The 19,266-nt window shown below is 34.6% G+C and carries 11 protein-coding genes and 1 pseudogene; all 12 read left to right on the plus strand.

Going from position 1 to position 19,266, the window contains the following annotated elements; all coding sequences use genetic code 11:
* Positions 1 to 24 precede the first annotated feature (24 nt).
* Positions 25 to 1,083: a cytochrome c oxidase subunit II gene (locus tag K1X16_RS13620; protein ID WP_195872436.1), complete on the plus strand. Its 1,059-nt coding sequence runs from the start codon at positions 25 to 27 to the stop codon at positions 1,081 to 1,083.
* A 30-nt stretch (positions 1,084 to 1,113) separates the two neighbouring features.
* Positions 1,114 to 2,910: a cbb3-type cytochrome c oxidase subunit I gene (locus tag K1X16_RS13625; RefSeq protein WP_195872437.1), complete on the plus strand. Its 1,797-nt coding sequence runs from the start codon at positions 1,114 to 1,116 to the stop codon at positions 2,908 to 2,910.
* 177 nt (positions 2,911 to 3,087) lie between these two features.
* On the plus strand, positions 3,088 to 4,110 hold the full coding sequence (gene ruvB, locus K1X16_RS13630; protein ID WP_195872438.1) for a Holliday junction branch migration DNA helicase RuvB: 1,023 nt from the start codon (positions 3,088 to 3,090) through the stop codon (positions 4,108 to 4,110).
* A gap of 60 nt (positions 4,111 to 4,170) precedes the next feature.
* Positions 4,171 to 5,502: a cytochrome P450 gene (locus K1X16_RS13635; protein WP_225036792.1), complete on the plus strand. Its 1,332-nt coding sequence runs from the start codon at positions 4,171 to 4,173 to the stop codon at positions 5,500 to 5,502.
* A 2-nt stretch (positions 5,503 to 5,504) separates the two neighbouring features.
* Positions 5,505 to 6,431: a tRNA epoxyqueuosine(34) reductase QueG gene (gene queG / locus K1X16_RS13640; protein WP_225036793.1), complete on the plus strand. Its 927-nt coding sequence runs from the start codon at positions 5,505 to 5,507 to the stop codon at positions 6,429 to 6,431.
* Positions 6,427 to 6,651: a TlpA family protein disulfide reductase gene (locus tag K1X16_RS18100; RefSeq protein ID WP_195872467.1), complete on the plus strand. Its 225-nt coding sequence runs from the start codon at positions 6,427 to 6,429 to the stop codon at positions 6,649 to 6,651. Before queG ends, K1X16_RS18100 begins: the two co-directional genes overlap by 5 nt.
* Before the next feature lie 255 nt (positions 6,652 to 6,906).
* Positions 6,907 to 8,109 carry an ATP-binding protein gene (locus K1X16_RS13650; RefSeq protein WP_225036794.1) on the plus strand — a complete coding sequence of 401 codons (1,203 nt, stop codon included), beginning with the start codon at positions 6,907 to 6,909 and terminating at the stop codon, positions 8,107 to 8,109.
* Positions 8,110 to 8,233: 124 nt separating this feature from the next.
* Positions 8,234 to 8,347 (plus strand): annotated as a pseudogene (locus K1X16_RS13655) (tRNA epoxyqueuosine(34) reductase QueG); the annotation flags it as partial.
* Between the two features lie 142 nt (positions 8,348 to 8,489).
* Complete coding sequence (locus K1X16_RS13660) at positions 8,490 to 10,778, plus strand: NADP-dependent malic enzyme (RefSeq protein WP_225036795.1); 2,289 nt, start codon at positions 8,490 to 8,492, stop codon at positions 10,776 to 10,778.
* 140 nt (positions 10,779 to 10,918) lie between these two features.
* Entirely contained in the window at positions 10,919 to 11,500 is a 582-nt protein-coding gene (gene ruvA / locus K1X16_RS13665) for a Holliday junction branch migration protein RuvA (RefSeq protein WP_195872443.1), read from the plus strand.
* Positions 11,500 to 18,822 carry a cell surface protein SprA gene (sprA, locus tag K1X16_RS13670; RefSeq protein WP_225036796.1) on the plus strand — a complete coding sequence of 2,441 codons (7,323 nt, stop codon included), beginning with the start codon at positions 11,500 to 11,502 and terminating at the stop codon, positions 18,820 to 18,822. The genes ruvA and sprA overlap by 1 nt, the downstream gene beginning before the upstream one ends.
* Positions 18,823 to 18,881: 59 nt before the next feature.
* A complete protein-coding gene (gene gcvH / locus K1X16_RS13675; protein ID WP_225036797.1) occupies positions 18,882 to 19,262 on the plus strand; it encodes a glycine cleavage system protein GcvH in 381 nt (126 codons plus the stop codon).
* Positions 19,263 to 19,266: the final 4 nt, after the last annotated feature.

Here is a 19,266-nt window from a genome sequence, read left to right on the forward strand (position 1 = left end):
TTTTAAATAAGAACAGAAACGATAATGACTGCTTTATTAACGATTATAATTGTACTTTTTGTAGCTGTTGCCTTATGGCAAATGGTGAAAATATTTGACCTAGCTCAGGTTGGAACGACTAATACGCAAATTGCGGATGATCAGGACAACAAGATAAATGCTTACCTAATGATGGGATTCTTAGTTTTCATCTATGTAATGACTATCCTTTGCTTTTGGTTTATTGGTGATCTTCCTTTAATGTCTAATGCTGCATCAGAGCATGGACAGGGGATTGATAATCTTATGATTATCTCTATGGTAGTGATCTTTATTGTTCAAACTATCACCCAATTTTTATTACACTATTTTGCTTATAAGTATAGAGGTGAGAAAGGTAAAAAAGCCTTGTTCTATGCTGATAACAATACTTTAGAATTTATTTGGACTGTTATTCCTGTTATTGTTTTGGCTGGTTTAATAATATATGGTTTATTCACTTGGAATGATATTATGAATGTCGACGAAGATGAAGATCCTATGGTTATCGAATTATATGCACAACAATTCAAATGGACAGCTAGATATAGTGGCAATGACAATGTTTTAGGAAAAGCAAACGTAAGATTAATTGATATTAATCGTGCTAATGTATTAGGTATTGATGAAGATGATCCTAATGCGCAAGATGATGTTATTGTTTCAGAATTGCACTTACCAGTGGGTCAACAAGTCGTTTTTAAAATGCGTTCGCAAGACGTATTACACTCAGCTTATATGCCGCATTTTAGAGCACAAATGAACTGTGTGCCAGGAATGGTAACGCAATTTGCATTTACTCCTACTGTAACTACTGAAGAGATGCGTCAGAATCCAGACATTATTGAGAAAGTAAAAAATATTAATGACCTTCGAAAAGAAAGAGTCGTTGAGATTGAAGAATCTGGTCAAGAATTATTGTACGAATTTGATTACCTTTTATTATGTAATAAAATTTGTGGAAAATCGCACTACAATATGCAAATGAAGATTATTGTAGAAACTCAAGAAGAATTTGATGCATGGATGAAAGAACAAAAAACATTCCCAAATTCATTAAATTAACAAAGGTTTTAAGAAAAAGATAAAGAGATTATGTCAGCAACAGTAGATACACACGTGCACGACGAAGACCACGACGTACATCATCACAAAGAAACATTTGTAACGAAGTATATCTTTAGCCAAGATCATAAAATGATTGCTAAGCAGTACTTAATTACAGGTACGTTAATGGGTGTTATAGGTGTTTTAATGTCTATTATGTTTCGTATACAAATTGCTTGGCCAGAAGAGCCAAACGTATTATTTGAAGCATTATTAGGAAAATGGGCTCCAGAAGGAGTTATGGATGCCGATGTATATTTAGCATTAGTAACCATACACGGAACCATAATGGTATTCTTTGTATTAACAGCTGGTTTAAGTGGTACGTTTAGTAACTTATTGATTCCATTGCAAATTGGTGCGCGAGATATGGCATCAGGATTTCTTAATATGGTATCGTATTGGTTATTCTTTATATCTTGTGTTATAATGATAGGTTCATTGTTTGTAGAAGCTGGTCCAGCTGCTGCAGGATGGACAATTTATCCACCGTTATCGGCATTACCGATGGCTTCTGGAGGTTCTGGATTAGGTATGACCTTATGGCTTGTATCTATGGCTATCTTTATTGCCTCATCATTGTTAGGATCATTAAATTATATTGTTACAGTTATTAACCTTCGTACAAAAGGGATGTCTATGACGAGATTACCTTTAACGATTTGGGCTTTCTTTGTAACAGCTGTTATTGGTGTGGTTTCGTTCCCAGTTTTACTTTCTGCTGCATTATTGTTAATAATGGATAGAAGTTTTGGAACGTCATTCTTCTTATCAGACATATTCATACAAGGTGAAGTGTTACATTACCAGGGTGGTTCGCCTGTATTATTTGAACACTTATTTTGGTTCTTAGGTCACCCAGAAGTATATATCGTTATTCTTCCAGCAATGGGATTAGTATCTGAAATTATGGCATCAAATTCACGTAAACCTATATTTGGTTATCGTGCGATGATTGCTTCAATTTTAGCTATTGCATTCCTATCAACAATTGTTTGGGGTCACCATATGTTCGTATCTGGTATGAATCCATTCTTAGGATCTGTATTTACATTTACAACCTTATTGATTGCTATTCCTTCAGCTGTGAAAGCCTTTAACTGGATAACCACAATTTGGAAAGGAAATCTCCAAATGAATCCGGCCATGTTATTTAGTATAGGATTCGTTTCAACATTTATAACTGGTGGATTAACAGGAATTATTTTAGGTGATAGTGCATTAGATATCAACGTACACGATACGTACTTTGTTATTGCTCACTTCCACTTAGTAATGGGTATCTCGGCTTTATATGGAATGTTTGCTGGTATTTATCATTGGTATCCAAAAATGTTTGGTCGTATGTTAAACAAAAATTTAGGCTATATACATTTCTGGATTACCGCAATCTGTGCTTACGGAGTATTCTTCCCAATGCACTTTATTGGAATGGCAGGTTTACCAAGACGTTACTATACCAACTCTAGCTTCCCATTATTCGATGATTTAGCAAATACCAATGTGATCATTACCATATTTGCTATAATTGGTGGTTTAGCACAGATCATTTATTTATATAACTTCTTTGCCAGTATATTCTATGGTAAAAAAGCAGTTCAAAATCCTTGGAAATCTACAACTTTAGAGTGGACAACACCTGTAAAACATATACATGGTAACTGGCCAGGAGCAATACCTCATGTATACCGTTGGTCTTACGATTACAGTAAGCCAGGACATGAAGAAGACTTCGTTCCTCAAAATATACCATTAAAGGAAGGTGAAGAGGAATTACAACACTAAAATCTCTTTTAAAAAAGGGATCTCATTAAAGAGAATCACAATATCAAAGCCTTTCTGTTTTCAGAAAGGCTTTTTCGTTATATTTGTTTTCTTCTACGTCGTTTAAAGCGATGGGAAGATTGTATATTTTTAAGCTCAGTATAACTCAATAATATTCCTGTCTTCGCAGGAAGTAGCATGAACGAAAACCTAAATCCAAACAGCGATAATTTTAGTCCTGAAGAACTCGACGTTGAAAAGAAATTAAGACCTTTAACGTTTGAAGACTTTACAGGTCAGGATCAGGTGTTGGAAAACTTGTTAGTTTTCGTGCAAGCTGCAAATCTTAGAGAAGAAGCATTAGACCACACCTTATTTCATGGTCCTCCAGGACTCGGTAAAACAACTTTAGCACACATATTAGCCAACGAGTTAGATGTTGGTATAAAAGTCACTTCCGGACCTGTTTTAGACAAGCCAGGTGACTTAGCAGGGCTACTAACCAATCTCGATGACCGAGATGTGCTTTTTATTGATGAAATCCATAGGTTAAGTCCAATTGTAGAAGAGTATTTGTATTCTGCGATGGAAGACTATAAGATTGATATTATGATTGAATCTGGCCCAAATGCCAGAACGGTTCAGCTTAATTTAAATCCATTTACATTAATTGGAGCCACAACGCGTTCAGGCTTATTAACAGCACCAATGCGTGCACGTTTTGGGATTCAAAGTCGCTTACAATATTATAAAACAGACTTACTAACCACCATCGTTCAACGTAGTGCTTCTATATTAAACATGCCAATCACTATGGAAGCTGCCATAGAAATAGCTGGTAGAAGTAGAGGTACACCACGTATTGCGAATGCGTTATTAAGACGTGTTAGAGATTTTGCGCAAATAAAAGGCAATGGCAAAATTGATATTGCCATAGCCAAATTTGCTTTAAAAGCACTGAATGTTGATGCTTACGGATTAGATGAAATGGACAACAAGATTCTAACCACTATAATCGATAAATTTAAAGGTGGTCCGGTTGGGATTACCACTATTGCTACAGCTGTTAGTGAAAGTCCAGAGACTATTGAAGAAGTCTATGAACCGTTTCTCATTCAACAAGGGTTTATTATGCGGACACCTCGTGGTCGAGAAGTCACAGAACAAGCTTACAAACATTTAGGGAAGGTGAAAGGCCCGACACAAGGAGGTCTATTTTAAAGTGGATAGTTCTTATGTGTAACCCGTTTTATACTTAATTTAAATATCACTAATTATACATTGAAATCAGAAAGCAACATACCTACAGTTCCTTTAAGTCGATTCTTTAAACATTCTTTAGAAATTTTAAAGAATCCATTGCCGTTTCATCATCAAAATTTTGAAGAGCAAGGAGATGTTTTCAGATTGAAAATCGGATTTAAAAATAGTGTTGTCTTTGTTAGAGATGCGGCATTCGCAGAATATGTACTTCAGAAGAATCAGAAAAATTATACCAAATCTAAAATCCAGACAGAGGATTTAGTAAAATATGTTGGTACCGGATTGTTAACAGCAGAAGGCGAGCATTGGAAGAAACAACGCAAACTTATTCAGCCTGCCTTTCATAAAAAACAATTAGCAAATCTTTTAGACAGTATCAAAAATGCTATACTTTCTGAATATAGTAAGATTACAACGAATAAGGTTATAGATATATTTCCAATCTTAAATGATTTAGCGTTTCAAGCCGTTGTAAAATCCTTATTTAGTAGTGCGGCCAACCAAGATGATATTAACAGGCTTCAATATATTACAGAAGCTGCTCAAAAAATGTTGGTTAAAGAGTTACGTCAACCGTATTTAGGTTGGTGGTTTAATGTAAGTGGTGAAATTCAAAAGCATATTGATTTAACTGGTGAGGCACGACAAATTTTAAAGCGTATTGTTAATGAACGAAGAGCGTCCGAAGTTAAGGAAAACGATTTATTAGACATGCTCTTAGACGCTAGATACGACGATGGTAACCCAATGGAAGAAGAGCAACTCATTGATGAGATCTTAATTCTATTCACAGCAGGTCATGAAACGACATCTAATGCGCTCACTTTTATTACGCAACTGTTAGCCTTGCATCCCGAATGGCAAGAAAAGATTATAAAAGAACGGAGCAAAATTCTAGAGGATAGCGATGATTTAATGGACTTGGTCACCAAGTCAAAAGTTTGTCAGCAAGTCATAGAAGAGGGGATGCGTTTATATCCACCAGTTTATTTTATAGATCGTGTAAATAAGGAGGCAGATACTTTTAATGGCTTGCAAATAGAAGCAGGATGTAATCTTTTATTCTCGGTTTATGAAATGCATCGTCATCCTAAATTATGGGATCAACCCGATGCGTTTTTACCTGAGCGGTTTAGTGAAGGAGGCCGTAAATTTTCTTCACACTATTTTCCTTTTGGAGCCGGTCCACGAAAATGTATCGGAAATAATTTCGCTATGTTCGAAATGATTATTGCGGTTTCAGAATTAGTTTCTGCCTTTAAAATAATTCCAAAGTTTGATACCATTGATATCACACCATTAATTACCCTAAAGCCAAAAAACGCTTTTTTAAAGTTTGAAAAACGATAGTAGTGTTAAATCATAAAGCTAAATACACTGAAATTATTAAATCCGAAGCCAAACGCCTCGGATTTTTATCATGTGGTATTAGCAAAGCAGAATTCCTAGAAACCGAAGCTCCGCGACTAGAAACATGGTTGAATAAGAATATGAATGGCGAAATGCGCTATATGGAAAACCATTTCGATAAACGTTTAGATCCAACCTTATTAGTCGAAGGTTCAAAATCTGTCGTGTCTTTATTATTGAATTATTATCCTTCTGAAATACAGAATGAAGATTCTTATAAGCTTTCCAAATACGCCTACGGCAACGATTATCATCATGTGATTAAACATAAGCTGAAATCTTTATTATATTTTATTCAAGATGAAATAGGAGAGGTTGGTGGACGTGCCTTTGTAGATTCGGCGCCAGTGTTGGATAAAGCTTGGGCAGCAAAATCGGGTTTGGGATGGATAGGAAAACACTCTAATTTATTAACCCAACAAGTCGGTTCATTCTATTTTATTGCCGAATTAATCATCGATTTAGAACTAGAATATGACACACCAGTTACTGATCATTGTGGTACCTGTACAAAATGTATAGATGCTTGCCCAACGGAAGCCATTACCGAACCTTATGTGGTAGATGGTAGCAAATGTATTTCATATTTTACCATTGAACTGAAAGACAATATTCCAAACGACTTCAAAGGCCAATTGGACGATTGGATGTTTGGTTGCGACATCTGCCAAGATGTGTGCCCTTGGAATCGGTTTTCGAAATCACATAATGAACTGTTGTTTAATCCACATCCTGAATTATTGGAAATGACCAAAAAAGATTGGGAAGAAATTACGGAAGATACTTTTAAGAAAGTGTTTCAAAAATCAGCTGTAAAACGGACTAAGTTTGACGGTTTAAAGCGGAATATTAATTTTTTGAAGGATTAGAAATTTTTGGGCCAGTTGGTGCAGGCCTTGCATTGATGAAATAAAAAAAGAAACGGATTTTAAGGATGAATTAGCTATTGAAAACAATGTAGAGTGGATCTACCTCTCCATAGATAAAGATATAGAAAGTTGGAAAAAATCGAGAAGTGAGTTAAGCAAGTTTCTTAATGTCAGAAATCAATATTTAATATTAGGCGGAAAAAATACCTCTTTAGGTTAAGTACTAAAAGTTGAATTTATACCACGATAGGTCATTTTCAATTAAAATAATGAAATTGTTTTAGATAATGCACCACGTCCTTCTGATACGCATACTTTTAAAAAAATCATTGATGATGTTAGTTTAAGAAATTGTATTTCAGTAAGTTAAAATAGTGAATTTGTGATTTAACAAGGTTTTAAATAATAATTTATGAAAATTGTATGACATGTGCTTAAGAGTAATGTTTAACTTTGGACACTATAAATATTTATTATGATCGCCCCAAAGCCACACATAAATGAAGTACAACGCTTAAAGAATTTAGAATCCTATGACATATTAGATACCTTTCAAGAAATTGATTACGATAATATTACAGCCATTGCAGCAGAAATCTGTAACACTCCTATTTCACTCATTAGTTTTATAGATGATAAACGACAATGGTTTAAGTCACATCATGGGACAGACGAAAGCGAGACACCTAAAGAACATGCGTTTTGTGCGCATGCTATAAATGATGAACATAATATATTTATTATTCAAGATGCGAGAACAGATGATCGTTTTAAAAACAACCCTTTAGTTACTGGCGATCCTAAAATTGTATTTTATGCAGGCGTTCCGCTTACTAGTGAAAATGGATTGCCCCTAGGGACCTTATGTGTTTTAGACGATAAGCCAAATTTTCTCAGTCAGAGTCAACTAAAATCATTGTCGGCACTTTCAAATCAGGTAATGAATTTATTAGAACTTCGCAAAAGCAAGTCGTTATTAGATATCGCATTAAAGGATTTAGAAGAAAAAAATCAGGAATTAGAACGGTTTGCGTATATCGCTGCGCACGATCTTAAATCTCCACTTATAAATATTGCTAGTTTAGCAGAATTATTCTTAGAAGACTATAAATTACAGATCGACAGTGATGGTATTGAATTGTTAGAAATGATAATTAAATCTTCAGACAACCTTAAAGAATTAATCAATGGACTTTTAGATTATAGTAGAAGTGACACCATTTTAAAACAAAAGAAAACCACCATTAATTTAGAAAAACTAAAGTCAGAAATTGAAGATCTGTTTAATTACGATCATAACCTTAAACTGATTTTAAATTCATCTTTAAGTCAAATAGAAACCAACAAAACAGCAGTCCATCATATTTTAATGAATTTGGTATCTAATGCTATAAAATATAGTGATAAGCCTAAAGTTGAGATTGAGTTAGGTGTATCTGAAACCCAAACACATTATGAGTTTTTTGTGAAAGATAATGGACCAGGAATTGCTTCTAAAAATCACAATAAAATCTTTAATATTTTTGAAAAAGTAGCTAAACAAGATAGATTCGGTTTTGTAGGTAATGGGATTGGTTTAGCTACTGTGAAAAAGATAGTTGAAAAATCCGATGGGCAAATTAAGGTAGTATCTGAACTTGGTCATGGAGCAACATTTATTTTTACATTAGAAAAATAGTCGAAATTAAAGATATAAAAAGTAGGTTTAACACTAGTAGATTCTATTTAATAGAGGCTAAAGTGATTTAATGTATTTCTATTATCCTGTTTATGAATGTTATTCCTATTAGAAATAATTTGCCAAAGATTGGGAAGAAATCACGGAAGATACCTTTAAAAAAGTGCTTCAGAATTCTGCAGTGAAGCGCACTAAGTTTGATGGTTTAAAGGGGAGTATTAAGTTTTTAAAGGGATAGTTACACTAATACCCTCTTGGTTTTTCAATTCTTATCGGTTTTTATCATTGTGATATGTAGAGATCTCATGTATTTAAATAAATATGACATCTATTTCGTGCATTCCTTTTCTTATCTTTGTAGCTTAATTCTTTTAAAGATTATGAGCAAACAAAGTAAACGTTTAGAAGCCCTAGTATATCATGCCAAACCAACTCCTGGTAAAATTAAAGTTGTACCGACTAAAAAGTATGCGTCACAACGAGATCTTTCATTAGCGTATTCTCCTGGTGTAGCAGAGCCTTGTTTAGAAATAGCTAAAGATGTAGAAAACGTTTATAAATATACGGCAAAAGGAAATCTAGTTGCCGTAATCTCTAACGGAACAGCAGTTTTAGGATTAGGAAATATTGGACCGGAAGCCTCTAAACCAGTAATGGAAGGTAAAGGTTTGCTGTTTAAAATATTTGCAGACATTGATGTGTTTGATATTGAAGTGGACACCGAAGATGTTGAAGCTTTTATTGCAACCGTAAAAAATATAGCACCAACTTTTGGAGGCATTAATTTAGAAGATATAAAAGCACCAGAAGCTTTTGAAATAGAACGTCGCTTAAAGGAAGAGTTAGATATTCCTGTAATGCACGACGATCAACATGGAACCGCAATCATTTCGGCAGCAGCACTTTTAAATGCTTTAGAAATTGCTGAAAAGAATATCGAAGAGGTTAACATTGTAGTGAGTGGAGCAGGAGCAGCTGCAATTTCTTGTACAAGATTGTATCAAGCTTTTGGCGCTAAGCGCGAAAACATTGTGATGTTAGATAGTAAAGGTGTTATTAGAGATGATAGAGATAATTTAACATCTCAAAAAGCAGAATTTGCAACACATCGAAGAATTGATACCTTAGATGAAGCCATGAAAAATGCCGATGTGTTTATTGGCTTGTCTCAACCTGATATTGTGACACCAGAGATGCTAAAATCAATGGCAGCGAATCCTATTGTATTTGCAATGGCAAATCCTAATCCGGAAATTCAATACCAACTTGCTGTTGATACAAGAGACGATATCATTATGGCAACAGGTCGTAGTGATCATCCTAACCAAGTAAATAATGTGCTTGGTTTTCCATTTATTTTTAGAGGAGCGTTAGATGTGAGAGCGACAAAAATTAACGAAGCTATGAAAATGGCAGCCGTTAAAGCCTTATCTGATTTAGCAAAAGAATCGGTTCCAGAACAAGTTAATATTGCTTATGCGGAAACGAAATTGATTTTCGGAAGAGACTATATCATTCCAAAACCTTTTGATCCACGACTTATTTCTGAAGTGCCTCCTGCAGTAGCCAAAGCAGCCATGGAATCTGGTGTGGCTAAAGAGCCAATTGAAGATTGGGGTCGTTATAAAAACTCATTATTAGAGCGTTTAGGTTCTGATAATAAGTTAGTTCGTATGTTGTTAGGTAGAGCTAAAACAAACGCAAAACGTGTGGTTTTTGCAGAAGCAGATCAATTAGATGTATTAAAGGCTGCTCAAATTGCATATGATGAAGGTATTGCACAACCTATTCTTTTAGGGCGAAAGGAAACTATTGTAGAATTGATGACAGAAATTGAATTCGATGCAGATGTTCCGATTATAGATCCAAAATCAGATGAAGAGACCGAACGTAAAAATAACTATGCAAGAGCGTATTGGAAAAAACGAAAACGTCAAGGTGTAACCTTGTATTCTGCTGAAAAGAAAATGAGAGAGCGTAATTATTTCGCAGCCATGATGGTTAATGAAGGTGATGCAGATGCACTTGTTACAGGCTATTCGCGTAATTACCCTTCAGTGGTAAGACCAATGTTAGAGTTGATTGGGATGGCAGATGGAGTGACAAGAGTTGCAACGACCAATGTTATGATGACACAAAGAGGTCCTATGTTTTTAAGTGACACGTCTATAAATATAGATCCTTCTGCTAAAGACATGGCTAAAATTGCAAGAATGACATCGCGTGTTGCCAAAATGTTTGGTATTGAGTCTGTAACGGCAATGATTTCGTATTCTAATTTTGGGTCTTCAGAAAATCCAAGAGCAGAAAAAGTAAGAGAAGCTGTGGCTTATTTACATAAGGCTTATCCAGAGATGATAGTTGATGGTGAATTACAGACAGATTTTGCACTTAATGCAAAGATGCTTCAAGATATTTTTCCGTTTTCAAAATTAGCAGGTCGAAAGGTAAATTCGCTTATTTTTCCAAATTTGGATGCCGCTAATATTACCTATAAATTATTAAAAGAGCTTAATAATTCAGAATCTATAGGACCAATTATGATGGGAATGCGTAAACCTGTTCATATTTTACAATTAGGTGCAAGTGTAGACGAAATTGTAAATATGACTGCAATTGCCGTGGTAGATGCGCAAGAAAGAGAAAAAAGACAGCACAAACATGCGTAGGAATTGTTTTTAATTCTTGTTTTAAAAAGCGTAAATTTCAGAAAATCAGATGTGAAAAGCATCTGATTTTCATAGTTTGACTCTAAATGTTTTAATGAAAATAATTTTATTACATTTGGTTTTTCAACTTTTGGTTATAAATGATTACACATATAGAGGGTAAACTTGTAGAAAAAAATCCGACAGACGTTGTTATTGATTGCAATGGTGTCGGTTATTTTATAAATATATCATTACAAACATATTCCCAAATTCCGGATAAAGAACATTTAAGACTTTACACGTATCTTCAAGTGCGTGAAGATTCTCATAGTTTATACGGATTTTCATCGACGATAGAACGTGAGATTTTTAAATTATTAATTTCTGTTAGTGGTATCGGAACCAATACAGCACGTACGATGTTGTCGTCATTAACACCAGACCAAGTCAAAGAAGGAATTGCAGGTGAAGATGTGGCGTTAATTCAGAGTGTAAAAGGAATTGGGTTAAAAACCGCTCAGCGAGTTATTATTGATTTAAAGGATAAAGTGTTAAAAGTCTATGGCTTAGATGAACTTTCTTCAGTGCCAAACAATACACACAAAGAAGAAGCGTTATCTGCTTTAGATGTTTTAGGATTTAATAAAAAACAATCCGAAAAAGTTGTCGATAAAATTTTACAAACCCAACCTGATGCCCAAGTGGAGCAAATTATTAAAGCAGCTCTAAAAAATTTATAATGCAATTGAATAGAACGCTACATAAGCAACGCTTTACCTATGTATACTTATGTGTACTAACTTTTACAATGCTAGTTGGTAATTCTGTTTTTGCGCAAGAAACAGAAACAGAACAAGATTCTACTAAGACGACCTTTGCATTTGGGAAATTGGAAATGCCTAACCCAAACAGCATCATTTCAAAATATACTTACGACCCTATTTTAGATCGCTATGTCTATTCAGAAAAAATAGGAAATTTTAATATTAATTACCCTTTAATTTTAACACCTGAAGAGTTTCAGGAGCTTGTATTGCAAGAAAAATTAAAAGCGTATTATAAACGAATGGCTGATGCTAAAGCTGGACAAAAAGAAGGTTCAGAAGAAGATCAGAAAAATTTACTGCCAGAGTTTTATGTGAACTCAGGATTGTTTGAAACCATTTTTGGAGGTAACACTATAAATGTTATTCCACAAGGTTCTGTGGAGGTAGATTTGGGAGTACTGTTCTCAAAACAAGATAACCCTTCTTTTTCCCCAAGAAATAGAACTAATTTTACTTTCGATTTTGATCAGCGAATTAGTCTGAGTTTACTAGGTAAAGTAGGAACACGCCTTCAGGTTACGGCAAATTATGATACAGAAGCAACTTTCGATTTTCAACAGGTTGTAAAATTAGAGTACACTCCAACGGAAGACGATATTATTCGTAAAATTGAAGTTGGTAATGTTAACATGCCATTAAACAGTTCGTTAATTACAGGTGCACAAAGTCTGTTTGGTGTTAAAACAGAGTTGCAATTTGGTAAAACTAGAGTAACAGCAGTATTTTCAGAGCAACAGTCGCAATCAAAATCGGTAGTCGCAGAAGGTGGTGGAACTGTAGAGGAATTTGAGTTTTTTGCAAGAGATTACGATGAAAATAGGCACTTCTTTTTAGCGCAACATTTTCAGGAAACATACGATAAATCGTTATTACAATATCCTTTTATTGATAATCAAGGTCTTCAAATTACAAGAATTGAGGTTTGGGTAACCAATAGAAATAATCAAACAGAGAACGTTAGAAATATTGTTGCCTTCCAAGATTTAGGAGAGTCTAAGCCCGAAAACATTGGACTTGACCCATTACCTGCAGGTTTTGTAAATATTCCTAATGCAAAGCCAAATAATAAAAATAACGATTTTGATCCAACTAATATAGGTGGTCCAGGATCTTTATTAACAGAACAAGTTAGAAATATTACCAACACGCAAGCAGGTGTAAATATAAATATTCAAGAAGGTTTTGATTTTGGTAAGTTAGAATCTGCAAGGAAACTAAGAGAAGGACAAGAATACGTTCTAAATGAAAAATTAGGGTATATATCGTTAAACCAACGTCTGCTTAACGACGAGGTTTTAGCAGTGGCATTCCAGTATACAGTTGGAGGAGAAGTGTTTCAAGTCGGTGAGTTTGCCAATGATGGTGTCGATGCTACAACAGTAGACAATACATCTGGTAATGATGTTGTAAATAATCAAAGTTTAGTCCTTAAGATGCTAAAAAGTGCGGTTACTTCGGTAGATCAGCCTATTTGGGATTTAATGATGAAAAACATTTATGATACTGGAGCATTTCAACTTAGTCAAGAAGATTTTAAGTTAAATATCTTTTACACAGAAGCTTCTGCTGTAAACTTCATTAAACCTGTTGTTGTCGGTGGTGTAGAGGTTCCTTTCCCAACTTTTGATAGTAATACACCAAATAATCCGGCTGATGATACCGAGATTAGTGAAACACCATTAATTCGATTATTCCATTTAGATCAATTAAATTTTAATAACGATCCGCAAGAACGTGGAGATGGTTTCTTCGATTATGTAGAAGGAGTCACCGTATTGTCGCAAAACGGAAAGATTATTTTTACCAAAGCTGAACCTTTTGGACGGTATTTATTCGATGTTTTAGATAATGACGGTAACCCAAATAACAATGCGGCAGACTACGAGGATATTACAGATACGCAAAGTGGATTTAACGAGAATCAGAAAAAATACGTTTACGATATACTTTATAAATCAACAAAAACGGCAGCCTTAGATGAAGCTGAAAAGAATAAATTTCAAATAAAAGGCCGTTTTAAAAGTAGTGGTGGAGATAGCGGAATTCCTATAGGTGCTTTTAATGTGCCAAGAGGTTCGGTAAGAGTAACAGCAGGTGGTAGACAACTTGTAGAAGGTGTAGATTATACCGTAAATTACCAATTGGGACGTGTAGAAATTTTAGACGAAGCTTTAAAGGCATCTAACACACCAATTAATGTGTCTGTTGAAAACAATGCTGTTTTTGGTCAGCAAACAAAACGTTTTACAGGAATTAATGTTGAGCATCAATTTAACGAAAATTTTGTTTTAGGTGCCACCTTATTAAATCTTAACGAACGACCGATAACACAAAAAGCTAATTTTAATTCTGAACCTATAAACAATACCATTTTTGGATTTAATGGAAACTACTCAACTGAAGTTCCATTTTTAACGCGAATGGTCAATAAACTACCAAATATAGATACAGATGTACCTTCTGATCTTTCACTGAGAGGTGAGTTTGCCTATTTATTGCCAGGAGCGTCAAAAGGTGCAGATTTTAATAATGAACCAACGGCCTATATCGATGATTTTGAAGGCACACAAGGAGCCATAAATTTATTGAGTCCTTTGTCTTGGAACTTATCTAGTAGACCAGTAGGTTTGCCAAATACAATTCCAGGAAATGATCTTAATGGTCCTCAAAACGGTTACGGAAGAGCACTTTTAAATTGGTACACTGTAGATCCTATATTTTATAGTAATCAGCGTCCAGATGGTATCACAGATGATGATGTTTCGGATTTATACACACGTCGTATTTTTATTGAAGAGTTATTTAATCAAGATATTGTACAAGGGCAATCTTCAGTAATTAATACATTAGATTTAGCCTATTATCCTACAGAGCGTGGACCATATAACTTTGATCCAAATGCTGCAAATGAAAATCCTTTAGATCCATCAAAAAGTTGGGCTGGTATTACAAGACAAATTACGTCGACAGATTTTGAACAAGCTAATGTTGAATATATAGAATTTTGGGTTCAAGATCCGTTTTTAGATAACCCATCTAATACAGGTGGTAAATTATTTGTAAATCTTGGTAACATCTCAGAAGACATTATTAAAGATGGCAAAAAGCAATTCGAAAACGGTTTACCAGAAAATGGTGATATATCAAACTTAGAGAGAACTGAGTTTGGAACTGTTGTACCACAAAATCAATCCTTAATTTATACGTTTGGAACAACAGGAGCAGAACGTGCAAATCAAGATGTAGGTTTGGACGGTTTGAATGATATGGAGGAGATTAGCGAATTTGGAGCACAATTTGGAGATGATCCCTCAAAAGATAATTATGAGTATTATTTAAATACGGATGGTGATATTTTTGAGCGCTATAAAAAATATAACGGTACTGAAGGTAATACGCCAGAAACCTTTACCGATACCAATAGAGGATCTACAACACAGCCAGATGTAGAAGATATCAATAGAGATAATACCATGAATACTATTGATAGCTACTATGAGTATGAAGTAGATATTACACCATCTAGCTTAAATTTAGATAATCCTTATATTAATGATGTAAAGGAAAATGTGCAAGTTGTTTTACCTAATGGAGATGTTAGAAATGATGTCAACTGGTACCAATTTAGAATTCCTATAGCAGAGAGTGACATTCGTGAATCAATTGGTGGAATTTCCGATATTAGATCTATTCGATTTGCACGTTTATATGTGTCTGATTTTACTCAAAATACAGTCTTGCGTTTTGCGACTTTAGATTTAGTACGTAGTGACTGGAGACGATATACATTAGACTTAGATAATGACGATACAAATAATAGTCCGAATGCAGAATTTAATGTAGGAGTTGTTGGCGTACAGGATAATGCAAGTTATGTAAGGCCTCCAGGAGTTGAGCAAGAGGAGCTAAACAATAACAATACTATTATAAGACAAAACGAGCAATCTTTGGTGCTTCAGGCTTGTGACCTAAGACCAACCGATGCAAAAGGAGTTTATAAAAATATTAATGTAGATATGCGTCAGTATAAGAAACTACGTATGTTTGTACACGCTGAAGCACAAGAAGGCTCTATGCTGCAAGCCGGTGAAATGGTTGCATTTATTAGAATGGGTAGTGATTTTACTCAAAACTATTATCAAATAGAAGTACCATTGTTACCATCGTCAGAAGCAGAAGGTAGTCCTAGAGAGCAAGTGTGGCCAGAGCAGAATGAAATAAATATTCCTTTAGAGTTTTTGCAAAAAATTAAAGCCCTTGGTATTGGTGCTAATCTAAATAGTGAAGATCCTACATTTTATAATGTTATAGACGGTGAGTTAGACGAAACGACTTTAAATCCACCATATAATCCCGTTGATGGAACTCAAAAACAACAACGTATTGGTATTAAAGGAAATCCAAATTTTGGAGACATTAGAGTACTGATGGTTGGTGTTAAAAACTCTGGTTCTACTGGCATGAACTCTTGTGGAGAGTTTTGGTTTAATGAGCTGCGTATGTCCGATATGGACAATGAAGGTGGTTGGGCAGCTGTTTTAAGTATGGACACCAAGATTGCAGATTTTGCAAGTATTAGTGCAACAGGAAGACGAAGTACAATCGGTTTTGGTGGAGTAGAGCAAGGACCAAGCCAGCGTAGTTTAGAAGACGTAGCACAATATGATGTGGTTACTAATATTCAATTAGGACAATTATTACCAAAAAAATGGGGAATTCAGCTACCATTCAATTATGCGCAAAGTGAGGAGATGATAACGCCTAAATTCGATCAGTTTTATAATGACCTTACTTTAGAATCGCGATTAGATGCCGCAAGTTCTAGTGCCGAAGAAGATCGCATACGAGAACAATCTGAAGATTATACCAAGCGAAAGAGCATTAACTTTATTGGTGTAAGAAAGCAAAAAACAGGAGATTCTAAACCTCGTGTTTACGATGTAGAAAACCTAACATTTAATTACTCTTATAATAAAGTAGAGCATCGCGATTTTGAAATTGAAAATGCATTAGACCAAACGGTAAGAGCCGGAGTAAATTATAATTTTGCTTTTGAACCATTAAAATACGAACCTTTTAAAAAGAACGATTCGTTATTTACTGGTAAAAACTGGAAAATTTTAAAGGATTTTAACTTGAATTTATTACCATCTAGTTTTTCTGTAAATACAGATGTTAATAGACAATTTAATAAGCAAAAATTTAGAGAGGTTGAATTAGCAGAAGGTAATATTGGTATCGAAGAATTATTCCGAAGAAATTATACCTTCGATTTTCAGTACGCTATAAATTATAACCTAACAGATGCTTTAAGTGTTAACTTTAACGCCGCTAATACCAATATAGTCCGTAATTATTTTGTAGATAATCGTATTAATGGATTGCAAGATCCAGAACTCGATGTATGGGATGGCTTTTTTGATTTTGGTGATCCAAATTACCAGACACAGCAATTGCAGGTAAATTATGAATTACCACTACATAAAATACCAATTTTAAGTTTCTTAAGAACGACTTATGCGTATAATGGTGCGTTTGATTGGCAAAAAGGATCAGATTTAAATGAAGGCTTACAAGTTGAAGATCCTAATAACTTAGGGACTTACAATACCTATAATTTAGGAAATTCAATTCAGAATTCAAACACCCACAATATTAATACGACCCTTAATATGGAAACCCTGTACAGAACCTTAGGGTTGGTTAAGGCAGGGAACCAAAACGCTAGAGGTAGAACAAGAACTACAGCGGTAAGGAGACGAGGAGCAACACCAGATAATAGACAGGAAAATGGTGAGAATGCAGATGATCCAAACAAACTAAGTGCTGGAAAAAAAGCATACAATACCTTAATTGATTTGGCGACTATGGTGAAGCGAGTTCAGTTTAGTTATGCTGAAAACAATGGAACATTTTTACCAGGCTATTTACCAACACCAGGATTTGTAGGGACGTTAAGACCAACTTTAGGATACACTTTTGGTAGCCAACGAAATATACGAGATATAACAGCAAGAAATGGTTGGTTAACCACGTTCCCTGATTTTAACGAACAATATACAGAAGTAGAAAACAAGACTCTCGACTATTCGGTAAATGTAGAACCGATGAGAGATTTAAAAATAGATTTAACCGGAAATAGAACCTATGCCGAAAATATCTCTGAAAGTTTTAGAGCAATAGACAATGATGGTGATGGCTTAAGTGATACGTATGAAGATTTAATCACTAATTCTTTTGGGAATTTTATGATTTCAACCGCACTAATAAAAACAGCTTTTAGTCAAAGTGATGAAAATCAATCCGCTGCTTTTAATGATTTTAGAGCCAACCGATTAGTTATCGCCAATCGTTTAGCAAGAGATTTCTATGGAGCAACACCATTTAATACAGATGCAGAAGGCTATCCAGAAGGTTTTGGTAAAAATAGCCAGCGCGTATTGTTGCCAGCATTTTTATCAGCATATCATGGCACTGATCCAGAAAAAGTAAGTACAGATGCTTTTAGAGATGTTCCTATTCCAAATTGGACTTTAAAATATACAGGATTAATGAAATTGCCATGGTTTAAGAAAACGTTTAAACGTTTCTCTGTTCAGCATGGCTATAGATCACGCTACACTATAAATCAGTTTAGAACGAACTTAGACTTAGATACAGAAGAATTAATCCCAGGGTTGTCTTATGATAATCAGTCGGTCGATGTCATAGATCAAGCCGGTAATTTTAAAAACGAAACGCTATATAGTAACATTAACTTAGAAGAGCAGTTTAGTCCATTGTTCCGTTTAGATTTCGAAATGAAAAACTCTATAAAAGTTTTAGCCGAAATGAAGACGGATAGAACTTTATCATTGAGTTTTGATAATAATCTAATGACTGAAATCCAAGGTAAAGAATACACATTAGGATTAGGATATCGTATTAAGGATTTAAGAATTAGGTCGCAACTTGCAGGACCAAGGCAAATTGTTGTGAGTGATTTAAACATGAGTTTAGATGTTACCGTTAGAGATAACAAAACCATTATTAGGTATTTAGATTTAGAGAATAACCAGATTACAGCGGGTCAGACTATATGGGGACTTAAATACAATGCAGATTACGCGTTTAGCAAAAACCTAACAGCTATCTTCTATTTTGATTATACGTTCTCAGAATTTGCAATTTCTACATCATTCCCACAAACATCACTAAGATCTGGAATTACCTTACGTTATAATTTTGGGAATTAAGTTTGAATTGAACCCATTAAAAAATTACATTTGCACAAAACAATTTATATCCTATAAAAATGAATGCACCATCAGAATTAAAGTATACTAAAGACCACGAGTGGGTGAAAATTGAAGGCGAAACCGCTATAATTGGAATTACAGATTTTGCACAAGGAGAACTTGGTGATATTGTATATGTAGAAGTAGATACCTTAGATGAAACTTTAGATGCTGAAGAAGTATTTGGTACAGTTGAAGCTGTAAAAACAGTTTCAGATTTAATTTTACCTTTATCTGGTGAGATTATAGAGTTCAATGACAACTTAGAAGACGAACCAGAAAAAGTAAACTCTGACCCTTATGGTGAAGGTTGGATGATTAAATTAAAGTTTTCAGATGCATCACAAATAGAAGGTTTGCTTTCTGCAGAAGATTATAAAGCACTTATCAGTGGTTAAAAAA

It is taken from the genome of Winogradskyella sp. SM1960 (genome assembly GCF_020179375.1).
In the GTDB taxonomy this organism is placed as follows: domain Bacteria; phylum Bacteroidota; class Bacteroidia; order Flavobacteriales; family Flavobacteriaceae; genus Winogradskyella; species Winogradskyella marina.